Raw genomic sequence first — 12,507 nt, forward strand, 5'->3', positions numbered from 1 at the left:
CCAGAGAGGTGGCATCCATGGGAACACCTACGGCCGACGCGGCCGTACCGGAAACCTCCCGCACCCGCCCGGCCGTGCCGCGCCGCTACCCGTGGCTGGTCTTCGCCCTGAGTTTCGCTCTCCTGCTCTCCGACTACATGTCGCGGCAGGTCCTCAACGCGGTCTTCCCGATGCTGAAGGCCGAATGGCTGCTCTCCGACGCCCAGTTGGGCTCGCTCAGCGGCATCGTGGCCCTGATGGTGGGCCTGCTCACCTTCCCCCTCTCCCTCGTCGCGGACCGCTGGGGCCGGGTACGCAGCCTCGTCGCCGCCGCGGTCGTGTGGAGCCTGGCCACGCTGGGCTGCGCGGTCTCCGCGAGTTACGGCGAGATGTTCCTGGGGCGCTTCATGGTCGGCGTGGGCGAGGCCGCGTACGGCAGTGTCGGGATCGCGGTGGTGCTCAGCGTGTTCCCGGTGCGGCTGCGTGCCACGCTCTCCGGAGCGTTCATCGCCGGCGGCTCCTTCGGGTCGGTGCTCGGCGTCGCCATCGGCGGCACCATCGCCCAGGCGCACGGCTGGCGTTGGGCCTTCGGCGCGATGGGCTTCCTCGGGCTCGCCCTGGCCGCGGTGTACGGAGTCCTGATCACGGAACGCAGACTCGCCGCCGCCGCCCGGGTGCACGCGCCGGAAAAGGGGTCGTCGGAGCGGGCTCCGCTGCGCACCCTGCTGCCGCGCCTGTTCTCCTCGGTCTCCGTGGCCTGCGCCTACGTCGGCAGCGGACTGCAGATGTTCATCGCCATGGCGCTGCTCGCCTGGACCCCGAGCTTCTTCCACCGCTACTACGGGATGGAGACGGCGGACGCCGGCTACGCCGCCAGTGCGTTCGCGCTGCTCGGCGGCACGGGGATGATCCTGGGCGGCATCGTGGCCGACCGCCTCAGCCGGAACGCAGCGGTCCGCAAGTGGACCGTGGCGGTCACCTGCAGCCTCGCCTCGTTCGTCCTGCTGATGACCGGCTTCCAGCTGCCGACCGGACCGGCACAGGTGGTGCTCATCGCCCTGGGCAGCCTCGTCGCCAGCGGCACGGCCGGCCCCGCCGCCGCCATGGTGGCGAACCTGACCCCACCGGCCGTCGCGGCCACCGCCATGGCCACCCTCACCCTGGCCAACAGCCTGCTCGGCCTTGCACCAGGGCCCGCCGTCACCGGCATGCTCGCCGACCGCACCGGACTGCTCGGTGCCCTGCAACTCATCCCCTGGGTCGCCGTGGTGAGCGGCGCCGCCTTCGCCCTCGGCAAGGCCACCTACACAAGAGACCTGCGCCGCCTGGGACTTCTGCCCGACACGGCGCTCGTACCTCCGGAGCCACGCAAATGAACTCATCGCAAGCGAACCCCACGCAAAAGAACCCCACCGCACCCCCGACCGTCGTGATCGTCCCAGGGCTGCGCGACCACGTGCCGCACCACTGGCAGACCCTGCTCGCCGAACGACTCGACACCGTCCGGCTGCTGCCGCCGCTGCAGACGGGACGGCTGAACCGCGACGCGCAGGTCGCAGCCCTGGAGCGCACCCTCGGCGAGATCTCCGGCCCCGTCGTCCTGGTCGCCCACAGCGCCGGAGTCGTCACCGTCGTCCACTGGGCGCAACAGCACCAGCACACCGTCCGGGGCGCCCTGCTCGCCACACCACCGGACTTCGCCGCCCCGCTCGGGGAGGGCCACCCCTCCCCGGACGACCTGAGCGAGAACGGCTGGACGCCCGTCCCCATGAAGCCGCTGCCCTTCCCCAGCATCGTGGCGGCCAGCACGGACGACCCCCTGGCCGCGTACGACCGCGTCGCGGAGATGGCCGACGCGTGGGGCAGCCGCCTCGTGAACCTGGGCCCGGTAGGACACCTCAACCCGGCCTCCGGGTACGGGGAATGGCCGCGCGCCGATGAGTTCGTACGGGAACTGAGCTGAGCCGGTCCTTCGCACCGTACCGACCCCTGGAGGTCCGTTGAACACCGATCCGAACCTGCTGTGGGCCCCGACCGCCGCGCGGGCCGAGCAGTCCGACGTCGCCGCCTTCATGCGCATGCTCGACCGGACCCGAGGTCTCCGGTTCGCCGACTACGCCGAGCTCTGGCGGTGGAGCACGACCGACCCGAACGCGTTCTGGGCGGCGGTGTGGGAGTACTACGGCCTCGATGCCGTCAGTGCCTACGACACCGTCCTCGACGATCCGCGCATGCCGGGCGCGCGCTGGTTCCCGGGCGCCCGGATCAACTTCGCCGAGCGGTGCCTGGCCCGGACACCCGACGGGCGCACCGCCCTGATCGAGGTGCCCGAGAGCGGCCCTCCGGTGGAGACGTCGTGGCGGCAGCTGCGGCGCGATGTCGCGGCCCTGGCCGCCTCCTTGCGCGCCATGGGTGTGGAGCCGGGCGACTGCGTGGCGGGCTTTCTCCCCAACACGGCGGCAGCGGTGGTCGCCCTGCTGGCCAGCGCGGCGGTCGGCGCGGTGTGGACGGTGTGTTCCCCCGAGTTCGGTACGGCGGGGGTGGCCGCCCGGCTGCGGCAGGCCGAGCCGAAGGTGCTGGTGGCCGCCGACGGCTACCGCTACGCGGGCAAGGAGTTCGACCGGCGCTCCGCGGTCGCCGAGATCCTGGACGAACTGCCCACCGTCCGGCACGTGATCGCCGTGGACCTCCTCACCGAGTCCCGGGCAGGGTCCGGAACGGGGTCCGGAGGGCCGGGCCGCTCAGGCGTGGCGCGGCACTCCTGGTCCGACGCCGTCGCCGACGAGGCGGAACTCCGCTTCGCCGACGTCCCGTTCGACCATCCCCTGTGGATCCTCTGGTCATCGGGCACCACCGGTCCGCCCAAGGGCATGGTGCAGGGCCACGGCGGCATCGTCGTGGAGCTGCTCAAGGCCCTCGGGCTCGGCGCCGACGTACGGCCCGACGACCGCTGCCTCTTCCACACGTCCACCGCCTGGATGCTGTGGAACTTCATGGTCGGCTGTCTGCTGCACGGCGCCACCCTGGTCCTGTACGACGGCAGCCCCACCCATCCCGACGTGAACGGTGTCTGGCGCGTGGCGGAAGTCAGCCGCGCGACGGTGGTCGGGGTCGGCGCCGCCTATCTCACGGCCGGTGAGAACGCGGACGCCCACCCGGCCTCCGCGCACGACCTGAGCAGGGTGCGCTCCGTGCTGCAGACCGGTTCGGCCCTTCCCGACAGCACCTGGCGGTGGGTGTACGACCGGGTCTCCGACGATGTGTGGCTGCAGTCGATCTGCGGGGGCACGGACGTGTGCTCCGTACTCGCCGGGGGTTCGGCACTGCTGCCGGTACGGGCCGGACGCATCCAGTGCCCGGCGCTCGGAGTCGCCCTGGCGGCGTGGGACAGCGACGGGCGTCCGGTCGAGGACCAGCAGGGCGAACTGGTCGTCACCGCGCCCCTGCCCTCGATGCCCTTGTATTTCCTCGGTGACCCGGACGGCGAGCGGTACCGGTCGAGCTACTTCGACACGTATCCCGGGGTGTGGCGCCACGGAGACTGGGTCTCGGTGGCGAACGACCTGTCCGTGGTGGTGGCCGGGCGCTCGGACGCGACCCTCAACCGCATGGGCATCCGCATGGGTTCGGCGGAACTGTACGCCGTCGTCGAGGCGCTGCCGGAGATCGCCGACAGCCTGGTCGTCGGCGTGGAGGCGCCGGACGGCACGTACAGCATGCCGCTCTTCGTGGTGCCGGCCTCCGGTGCGGAGGTCGACGAGCGACTGAAGGCCCGAGTCGCCGGAGAGATCAAGCAGCGGCTCTCGCCCCGGCACGTCCCGGACGCCATCGTGCCGGTGGCCGCCGTCCCGAGAACCCTGACAGGCAAGAAGCTGGAGGTCCCGGTCAAACGCATCCTCCAGGGGGCGCCCGTGGCCGAGGTGCGTGCCGAGGGGACGATCTCGCACCCGGAGATGCTGGCGTGGTTCGCCGACTTCGCCGCCGGGAGGGGGAGTCCGGGACCGGGGTGACAGTCCGGCGCGCAGCAACTGCCCGCGCCCTGGGGCGTGCCGGAGTGCGCCGGAGTGTGCCGGAGAGCGCCGGACGGTGGCCGAGGCGTGCGCGTGGATCAGGAGGTGCCCCCCGGCGTATCCGCGCGCCCCCCTCGCCCCGGGTGTGAACTGTTTGTTCCGGATCGGCAGTTGGGCAAGCTTGACGGTGGCGGTACGACCACACCGACCACACATCCCGAACGGCGAGGTGGCACTGATGCCCGACACGAGTCCGGAACCGATCGCGACCTTCTGCGGCAAATGCGACTGCGGCTGCCCGCAGTTGTTCGTCGACGTCGACGCGCCCGCGGACAAGCGCGTGCGTATCACCGACGACTTCGGTCAGCAGGTGCAGATGAGCGAGGAGCAGTTCGCCGACCTGGTGGCCCAGGCCAAGGGCGGCGAACTCGACCGCCTGGTCGCGGCTTCCGCCTGAGGCGGGGGCTTCGGCGGCCTGCCTCCGTAGCGGGAAGCAGGCCGCCGATGCCCGAAGCCAGCGCAGACCTCAGGTGACCTCCACCACTGCCCGAACCACCCGGCAGGCCGCCGGGATCGGACCGATCACCGGGATCGGAAAGCGGTCGCGGAGGGATTCTGCGGCCTCGCCCAAGGGGCCGCCGCCGATGATGACCGCTTCGGCGCCGTCCTGCGCACGGCAGGCCTCGACCGCCTCGGCCAGGCGCTCCGTCAACTCCTCGGGGGCAGCGGACAGTTGGCGCGGGTCGCCCTGGGTGAGGCGGATGCCGGTGTACTGCCCGGACCAGCCGAGGTGGGCGACGCGGGCGGCGATCGCGGCGGTCAGGCCCGGGGTGGTCGTGGCGATGCCGAAGCGGCGGCCCGACGACGCGGCCTCCGCCAGGGCCGCCTCGGCGATGCCCACGACGGGGAGGGAGGTGCGGGACCGCAGTTCCTCGACGCCGGGGTCGCCGAACGCGCCCACCACGAACGCCCCGATGCGCGGACCGTCCGGCCCGGCGAGGGCCCGCTGTGCGGCTCGTACGACCTGGGGTTCCGCGGCGCGCAGGGCGACCTCGTCAAGGAGCATGGCGGGGCCTTCGGCGACGGTGAGTCCGAGCACCTCGTAGCCGTCATCGGGGCGCAGGGTGCGGCGGGCGATCGTGGCCATCATCTCGGTCGTGGCCTGCGAGGTGTTGGGGTTGATCAGGGCTACGGCTGTCGCGGTCACAGGCTTATCGTCGCTCACGTCGTCCCCCGTGCAGTCCGTCGGCGGAACCGCGACTCGGCACCCGGGCCGGGGGCCCTGTCCGGCGCCGCGGGCGCGCTCACCCCCGGAGCGACGACCAGCGGCGCGGGCGGTGGCCGCAGCGCGGGGACGGCGGGGGTGTGGTGAGGAGGCGGCGGACCTGTTCGCCGGCCTCCACCGCGTTGCGGGCCGTGGCCGGGAAGAGGAGGCGGAGGTCGCAGTGGCCTTCGCGGTACTCGCAGCGCAGCGTGAGGCCGTGGCGGTCGACGGCGAGGGGGAGGGTCCGCTGCACGCCGTACGGGAGGCTGGTGCCGCTGCGCAGGAGGAGGTCGGTGACCATGTCGTCGTGGGCGTCGGCGAGATGGGTCAGCATCGCCGCCTCCTCGACGGCGAGCGGGTCGGCCTGCGCGAGGGCGTACTCGTCAAGGCCCACCTCGTAAGTGCCGGTCGCCGTGCGGAGGGTGACGCGGGCGAGGTCGAGGCGGAGCGCTTCGCTGTCGCCGGACGGGGCGAGCCAGCCGGAGATGGTGACGCGGGCCCGGACGCGGTCGCGGAGCGCCGTCGGGGCGATGTCCGTGAACTCCAGGAGCGCGGCGAGGCTGCCGCGCGGGGCGGTGGCGACCTGGGCGACGAGCGGGGTGTCGGCCTGGGGGTGCAGGGTGATCTGGCCCTTGCTGCCGACGGAGTGCATACCGATGAGGTCGTAGTCCTGCCCGTGGGTGGTGAGGGACAGGGAGACCGCCTGGGCCAGGAGGGAGCGCACACGCTCCGCGGCGGTCTGCTCGGGCAGGTCGAGTTCTGCGGCGGCGCTCAAGGGGGACTCCTTGCGGGGAGGGCGGGGCGGGGTGCGACAGTGACGCGGACTCACTGAGGTAAGGCTAACCTAACTGCCCCGCGCTCCGTCCGCTACCCTCCTCGATCTCCCCCAGCTACCGCTGGGAGGTGCCCCCGGAGGGGCTCAATTTCGAGCCCCTCCGGCGATGCCGGTCCACCGAACCCCTAGCCCCCGACCGGGTCCCCCGCCCCCGGCGCGTCCAGCGGCGTGAGTCCCGTCGCCCACACCCGTCCGTACACCGACAGGTCCCGCAGGTGGGCCGTGATCTGCTCCGCGGTGTAGCCCGTGTCCGTCTCCACCCACCAGGACAGGAGCGCGATCAGCTCGCCGGTCCAGGCGCGGGCGACCACGTCGAGCGGGACGCGGGGGGTGACGCCGAGCTGCTCCGTGCGCTCGCGGAAGAGGCTCTCCGCCTTGGCCCGGATCAGGTCGGTGAACTCGCGCAGGGCGCGCCCGTCGCCCTCGCCGCGGAGGATCACCTGGTAGACGGGGCGCTCCTGTTCGGCGTGCTGGAAGATGTAGAGCACCGGGAGGCCCGTGAAGCCCTGTTCCCTGGCCTGTTCGACGGCGGGCAGCAGGCGTTCGCGGTCGTGGGCGAGGTCCTGGACGATCCCGATGAGCAGGTCCTCCTTGTCGCGGTAGTGCGCGTAGAAGGTGGCCCGGCCGATGTCCGCGCGCTCGGTGATCTCCTCGACCGTGATCGCGTGGAACCCCTTCTCCAGGACCAGTCCGACCAGGGCCGTGCGCAGGGCGGCACGGGTCCTGCGTACGCGGCGGTCGCCGATGGACTTGCCCGTCCCGGCCCCTGTCCCGGGCGGGGTGGCGGTGGCGGGGCGGCCCTCTTCGGCTGCGCGGTTCATCTGCACGTCGTTCCCTCTGTCGATTCCGCTTCGGTGTCCCAGTCGTTGGCCCGACCCTAACGCCGGGCTTATGTTGCCACACGCCAAGCTTGTTACGAGATGGTTTGTTCGGTAACTCGATGAGCGGGATGGTCGTGTGCGCGAGGGCGGCGTTCCCGTGCGTGGGCGCTCTGGCGTCCCTACTTGCCTGGGGGTCGGGCTGCCAAAGAAGGCGGCGCGCTGAAATCCCGTACGGCCGGTGGTGCCCGACTCGCCCTGGAATACTGGCAGTTGACCACGGACCGGCGGACCGGTCGGCCCGGGCGCGGCAAAGGGGCGTGAGCATCGGTGACCTTACCGGCGGCGGAGCCGGGCGACAGCGTGGGTGTGCGGGGCGGCGGGCGGCACGCCGTCGTCGTCGGCGGGAGTCTGGCGGGGCTGCTCGCGGCGCGGGTGCTCGTCGAGCACGCCGAGCGCGTGACCGTGATCGAGCGGGACCGCTTCGCCGCCGAGGCCGGACCGCGGCCCGGGGTCCCGCAGGGCCGGCACACGCACGTCCTGCTCGACGGCGGCCAGCGCGCCCTGGACGAGGTGCTGCCCGGCTTCATGGACGAGCTGCGGGCCGCGGGTTCACCGCGCGTCGGCATGCCGGACGACGTGGTGCAGTTGCAGGGCGGCCGCTGGTTCCGGCGCACCCCGGCGTCGACCTATCTGCACACCGGTACGCGGCCCCAGCTCGAACACCTCGTACGGCAGCGGGTGTTGGCGCATCCGGCGATCGAGGTGGCCGAGGGCGCCGAGGCCGTCGGACTCCTGGGGGACGCCGCGCGCGTACGCGGGGTGCTGCTGCGGGAGCGCGGGGACGAGGCGCGGGACGGTCAGGGTGGGCAGGACGCGCGGGGCGTTCGGGGCACGCCGGGCGTTCGGGGCGTTCGGGCGGAGGCGCGGCCGCTCGCCGCCGATCTGGTCGTGGACGCCTCCGGGCGCGGCACGAAGGCCGCGCGGTGGCTCGCCCGGATCGGGGCCGACGCCCCGCCCGAGGAGACCATCGAGACCGGCCTCGCCTACGCCTCCCGCGTCTACCGCGACCGCGACGGCCGGCTCGGCGGACAGGCCCTCGGCTTCAATATCGTCGCCGACCCCGCCCAGACGTACGGCTGTGTCGTCCTGCCCCTGGAGGACGGCACCTGCATCGTCACGTTCTCCGGCCTGCGCGGCGACGAACCGCCCACGGGCGACGAGGAGTTCGCCGCCTTCGCGAAGCGGCTACCGCACCCGGTCGTGCACCAGTGGCTGCGCGCCGCCGAACCGCTCACCCCCGCGTACGGCTTCCGGCAGACCGCGAACGTCCGGCGCCGCTACGACCTGCCCGGCCGCCGCCCCGCCGGATTCCTCGCCACGGGTGACGCGCTGTGCACGTTCAACCCGATCTACGGCCAGGGCATGGCCGTCGCGGCGCGCAACGCCGTCGCCCTGCGCGACGCGCTCGCCGACAGCCGCCGCACCCCGACCACGCGCCGCGTCCAGGCCGCGATCCTCGCCTCGTCCGGGCAGGCCTGGGACATCTCGGCGGGATCCGACAAGAAGATGCCGGGCGCCACGGGCAACGCGGTGGCCTCCAGTGCTCTCGAACGGCCCGTCGGCTGGTATCTGGAACGCGTCCTGGAGCGGTACGCCACCGACCCCGTCGTCGGCGACGCCTTCCGCTCCGTCCTCACGCTCACCGCCCCGCTCACGTCGCTGTTCGCTCCGCGAGTGGCCGGGCGAGTGCTGTTCGGAGCGGTCGGGGCCGCGCCCGTGGAGCCGCCGAGGGAGCGGGAGGGCGCGGCACCCGTGTCGCAGTTGGGCCGAACGGGTGAGTTGGCGTAAGAATTGGCCGGTACAGACGACGAGTGCGAGCCCGGACGGGGTGTGGGGCAGTGAACAGCTACCGGCGCGACGCCACTGATGAACAGTGGGAGGGGCTCGCCCAGGTCGTGCCGCTGCGCAGCGGCGACGAGTGGCCGTCCTGGCCGGGCCACCGGGCGATGGCGGAGACCGGGTACGACAGCCGGCGCCAGTTCGTCGTGCACCGGGTGAACGTCTTCGCGGACGCCCGCGAGGTCGCCGAGACCCTGATGGCCGAGATCCCGGTGCTGCTCGACCTGTCCGGCGCGGAGGGCGAAGTCGCCAAGCGCGTACTGGACTTCAGCAGCGGCGTCGTCATGGGCCTCGGCAGCGGCATGCACCGGGTCGACCGGAACGTCTTCCTGCTCACTCCGCCCGGCACCGAGGTCCAGGGCCTCGTGGAGGACGGGGCGACGGCGCCCCGCGGCTGATGTCGGACCCGGGTGGTACACCTGGGGGCGTGACCGACCTGGACGTGAAGGAATTGCAGCGCCGCCTCGCGGAGTTCGCCGCGGCGCGTGACTGGCAGCAGTACCACACCCCGAAGAACCTGGTCTCGGCGCTCAGCGTGGAGGCGGCCGAACTGGTCGAGATCTTCCAGTGGTTGACGCCCGAGCAGTCCGCCTCGGTGATGGACGACCCCGAGTCGGCCCACCGGGTGACCGACGAGGTCGCCGACGTACTGGCGTATCTGCTGCAGCTCTGCGAGGTGCTCGGGATCGACGCGTTGGCCGCTCTGGCTGCGAAGATCGAGCGCAACGAGCAGCGTTTCCCGGTGGGTTCGGCCGAACCTAAGATCCCTCGTCGTCACTCTGCGGAGTGATCGACAGGGTCTGATTCGAGTTTCTGTCCAGAGATTTCCGTATTCCCCTGGTCTTTTGGTCTGATTACCTTCACTCTGGGTAGTGGAGTGGAAGAGTGCGACTGAGACTGACCGGCCGAACTGCCCCGAGCGGTCCGGCAGTTGGGCGGTCGCACCACGGCGAACGGGGACGGCAGATGGACGCGGTGGAACTCATCAGGGAGAGCAGAGGAGCTCTCGCGCGCGGACACGACGCGGCGTCCGTGCTGACGGAAGCCTGGCAGGCCGAGGCCCTCGCCCAGGCGATAGGCAGCCGCCTCGCGGTGGGCGGCCCGCCCGCGCTGCGCGGCGAGGCCCTGGCCCTGAGCGAAGTGAGCGGCCGCGGCTGCGGCGTCCTCGCCGCCGCCCACCCCGGCACGGCGGCGATACGCGCGGCCCTCCTCACCGAGATCCGCGACCCGAGAGCCACCCTGGTCGGCCTCGGCGGACTCCTCGGCGAGGTGGGCATCGCGCTGGTCGGCGTCTCCTGCTCGGCCGAGGGCGAAGTCCACTACTGGACCTGCGTGGAGGCCATCGACGCCGCGGACGAGTCCCGCGACCGCGTCCTGGAGATGCTGCGCCGGCTGGCGCTGAGCGATGAGCGGGGGGAGGGGTTGTCGGCACCGGACTCCAGGGCGGGGCCTCCTTGAGCAGGTCCCACTCGTGACCGGACCCCAGCCGCGGCGTGCGGTGTGAGGGCGTTGAGTGAGCTCTGTGAAGGCGGCATCGGCGGCCGACCGCGCCTGGTGCCCTGGCGGTGCAGGCCGGACGGACACGGTGTGAGGTTCCGCGTGACAGGCGGACCGCGCGAGCTTCCGTCGCTCTCGGGCCGGGTCGTTGAGGGGGAATCGGTGGGCCGAGTATTTCTGCGTCTGATGTTGGCGGTCTGCGTGACGTCGGCCTTGCTGCTGTTGCCCGGTGGTCTGACGACCGAGGCGAGAGCGGTGACCGCCGACACGGTTCGGGATGACGACGGTGATCTCCTGGCGCTCGCCCAGTTCTATCCAGGCCTCGAGTATTGGCACAAACAGGGCAAGCCCGGCCCTGGAGTCAACGCCTTCCGCGTTCTTGACTTCTGCGGTGACGGCAAGCGGGCCGGCGTGTCCTGGAAGGTCGACGGCGCCACATACAGCAAGGACGTCTCCGACGCCTGCGAGAGCTCGCTGGTCCGGCTGCGCAGTCACACCGTCAAGACCGGCTTCGCGGAGAAGCACATGAAGCGGATGAGCTGGTACGTCTGGACGGAGGACAAGCACGGCAACCGGCAGTACGGCAGGGAGTTCCAGGACGACTGGATGGGCTCGTACTCGTACGAGAAGAACTCCAAGTGGTTCGCCCACTCCAGCGTCTACCGCACGGAGTTCACCAAGGAAGAGCCCCGCACCGTCACCGTGACCCTGCTGCCCAGCGCGGATGCGGTGGTGCACACCGGGGCCCGCACCAAGCAGGTGTGGGAGGAGCTGGAGGAGCGCACTCCGCTCCCGGACGGACTGACGCAGGACCAACGGGACTCGCTGTACAAGCAGTTGTGGTGCCACATGCAGTACGCCGTACCCCCCGACATCGGCGGCCCGACCTGGGACCTGGAGGCGGGCCATCCGAACATCCCCTGGGACGAGGTCACCGGGCCGAACGACGTTGCCCGGCACCATTGCAACTGGGGTTACGACGACGAGTACTCGTGGAACGTCCCGCCAGGAGACGGCGGTCCGCCAGCCGACCTGGCTCCCCTGGTCGACGCCGGGCCCGACGTGAAGGGCGCCGAGGGCGCGAAGGTCAAGCTCGGGGGCGTCGCCCAGGACGACGGTGGCCGACCCGAGACCACATGGTCCTACGAGCCGGTCAAGGGGGTCGACGCGGGTACGACGTGCCGGTTCACCCACAAGTCCAGGCCTGACTCCGGGTTCAGCTGCACCGACGACGGGACCTTCGAGGTGACGTTGACCGCAGACGACGGGGTGAACAGGTCCGTGAGCGACAGCGCCGTGGTGACGCTGAAGAACGTCGCACCCCGACTGAAGCTGACGAGCCCCGACGACTGGGACGTGCACCGCGTCGAGGACACGGTCACCGTCCACGCGCCATTCACCGACCCCGGAACGAACGACATGCACACCTGCACCGTCCGCTGGGACGACGGTAAGAAGTCCACCGCTGCGGCGGAGAACGGCAGTTGCGACCTCAGCCATGTCTTCCGGCACGCGGGGATGAACACGATCCAGGTCGAGGTCACCGACGACGACAAGGGCTCCGACCGCGCCGAGAGCATGGTCGTCGTCTACGACCCACGGGCCGGGCTGCTGACCGGCGCCGCCGAGGTGGACGGCCTGGGCTTCGGGGTGGCCGCGAAGTACCCTGCCGCGGACTCCACCGTGCCCGCCGGGGCCGTGGCCCTGTCCGTCCCGTCGGCGGACGGCCCGCGAAAGATGGTGTCCACCGCGCTGGACTGGTTGGTCATCAACCCGGAGGGCCGGGCCGCCGTCAAGGGGAGGACCGCCGACCACGGCTTCCTCGGCTATGTGGAGTCAGGGAAGTTCCGAGGGGTCGTCTGGCCGCTGTCGCACGGGAACACGCCCCCTGACACGCCGCTCCACGACACCAGCCCGGGAGCCGACTGGGACATGGACCGGGCACGGCCCAAGCCAGTTTCCGCCGGTGTCACCGTGATCGACTCCGGCTGGCTGCCGGGACTGCCGCCCCTACCCGAACCCCTGGGCCTGGGGCCCTACTTGGACCGGCTTCCGAAGGCCGCAGTGGAGGTGTCCGGCTCGGGCGAGTCCCGCCCGGCCGCCCCCGCCGAGGACGGGCCGGCCGAGGGCGGTGCCGTGGCGGGGCTGCGCGACAGGGTCGACGGGATCGTGCGCGAGCAGGACGGCGTCATCGGCTGAGCC

At 71.9% G+C, this 12,507-nt stretch carries 12 protein-coding genes; 9 read left to right on the plus strand and 3 right to left on the minus strand.

The features are described 5' to 3' along the window. Nucleotides 1-17 precede the first annotated feature (17 nt). From RCO28_RS13845 to RCO28_RS13860, 4 genes are all read left to right on the plus strand, one after another. Nucleotides 18-1,355: an MFS transporter gene (locus RCO28_RS13845; protein ID WP_308941371.1), complete on the plus strand. Its 1,338-nt coding sequence runs from the start codon at nt 18-20 to the stop codon at nt 1,353-1,355. Next, a complete protein-coding gene (locus RCO28_RS13850; RefSeq protein WP_308941372.1) occupies nt 1,352-1,942 on the plus strand; it encodes an alpha/beta hydrolase in 591 nt (196 codons plus the stop codon). Before RCO28_RS13845 ends, RCO28_RS13850 begins: the two co-directional genes overlap by 4 nt. Before the next feature lie 37 nt (nt 1,943-1,979). After that, nucleotides 1,980-3,989 (plus strand): acetoacetate--CoA ligase, encoded by a 2,010-nt coding sequence (locus RCO28_RS13855; protein ID WP_308941373.1) that lies wholly within the window; start codon nt 1,980-1,982, stop codon nt 3,987-3,989. A gap of 238 nt (nt 3,990-4,227) precedes the next feature. Continuing rightward, nucleotides 4,228-4,446: a hypothetical protein gene (locus RCO28_RS13860; RefSeq protein WP_282534616.1), complete on the plus strand. Its 219-nt coding sequence runs from the start codon at nt 4,228-4,230 to the stop codon at nt 4,444-4,446. A 69-nt stretch (nt 4,447-4,515) separates the two neighbouring features. On the opposite strand, the gene RCO28_RS13865 is transcribed toward RCO28_RS13860, so the two are convergent. The 3 genes from RCO28_RS13865 to RCO28_RS13875 all read right to left on the minus strand — a co-directional run bounded on the left by RCO28_RS13865 (nt 4,516) and on the right by RCO28_RS13875 (nt 6,909). Next, nucleotides 4,516-5,196: an aspartate/glutamate racemase family protein gene (locus tag RCO28_RS13865; protein WP_308941374.1), complete on the minus strand. Its 681-nt coding sequence runs from the start codon at nt 5,194-5,196 to the stop codon at nt 4,516-4,518. 97 nt (nt 5,197-5,293) lie between these two features. Continuing rightward, nucleotides 5,294-6,028, minus strand: coding sequence for a DUF2470 domain-containing protein (locus RCO28_RS13870; RefSeq protein ID WP_308941375.1), 735 nt, complete (start codon nt 6,026-6,028; stop codon nt 5,294-5,296). Nucleotides 6,029-6,213: 185 nt separating this feature from the next. Further along, a complete protein-coding gene (locus tag RCO28_RS13875; RefSeq protein ID WP_308941376.1) occupies nt 6,214-6,909 on the minus strand; it encodes a TetR/AcrR family transcriptional regulator in 696 nt (231 codons plus the stop codon). A 360-nt stretch (nt 6,910-7,269) separates the two neighbouring features. On the opposite strand from RCO28_RS13875, the gene RCO28_RS13880 reads away from it, so the two are divergent. The 5 genes from RCO28_RS13880 (at nt 7,270) to RCO28_RS13900 (ending at nt 12,504) form a co-directional block, all read left to right on the plus strand. Then, the gene (locus tag RCO28_RS13880; RefSeq protein ID WP_374991164.1) at nt 7,270-8,757 is read left to right on the plus strand and encodes an FAD-dependent oxidoreductase; all 1,488 of its coding nucleotides are present in this window, start codon (nt 7,270-7,272) and stop codon (nt 8,755-8,757) included. Between the two features lie 50 nt (nt 8,758-8,807). Next, nucleotides 8,808-9,206: a cell division protein SepF gene (locus RCO28_RS13885; RefSeq protein ID WP_308941377.1), complete on the plus strand. Its 399-nt coding sequence runs from the start codon at nt 8,808-8,810 to the stop codon at nt 9,204-9,206. Continuing rightward, complete coding sequence (locus tag RCO28_RS13890; protein WP_374991156.1) at nt 9,206-9,598, plus strand: nucleotide pyrophosphohydrolase; 393 nt, start codon at nt 9,206-9,208, stop codon at nt 9,596-9,598. Before RCO28_RS13885 ends, RCO28_RS13890 begins: the two co-directional genes overlap by 1 nt. 176 nt (nt 9,599-9,774) lie before the next feature. Then, a complete protein-coding gene (locus RCO28_RS13895) occupies nt 9,775-10,266 on the plus strand; it encodes a DUF6099 family protein (protein WP_308941379.1) in 492 nt (163 codons plus the stop codon). A gap of 201 nt (nt 10,267-10,467) precedes the next feature. After that, nucleotides 10,468-12,504, plus strand: a complete 2,037-nt coding sequence (locus RCO28_RS13900) for a hypothetical protein (protein ID WP_308941380.1) — start codon at nt 10,468-10,470, stop codon at nt 12,502-12,504. Nucleotides 12,505-12,507 lie beyond the last annotated feature (3 nt).

It is taken from the genome of Streptomyces sp. LHD-70, from assembly GCF_031157275.1.
GTDB lineage: Bacteria > Actinomycetota > Actinomycetes > Streptomycetales > Streptomycetaceae > Streptomyces.

Coding starts and splice junctions, on each gene's coding strand:
- RCO28_RS13890 (WP_374991156.1), top strand. CDS start 9,206: ATGTCGGACCCGGGTGGTACACCTGGGGGCGTGACCGACCTGGACGTG.
- RCO28_RS13875 (WP_308941376.1), bottom strand. CDS start 6,909: ATGAACCGCGCAGCCGAAGAGGGCCGCCCCGCCACCGCCACCCCGCCC.
- RCO28_RS13860 (WP_282534616.1), top strand. CDS start 4,228: ATGCCCGACACGAGTCCGGAACCGATCGCGACCTTCTGCGGCAAATGC.
- RCO28_RS13895 (WP_308941379.1), top strand. CDS start 9,775: ATGGACGCGGTGGAACTCATCAGGGAGAGCAGAGGAGCTCTCGCGCGC.
- RCO28_RS13845 (WP_308941371.1), top strand. CDS start 18: ATGGGAACACCTACGGCCGACGCGGCCGTACCGGAAACCTCCCGCACC.
- RCO28_RS13850 (WP_308941372.1), top strand. CDS start 1,352: ATGAACTCATCGCAAGCGAACCCCACGCAAAAGAACCCCACCGCACCC.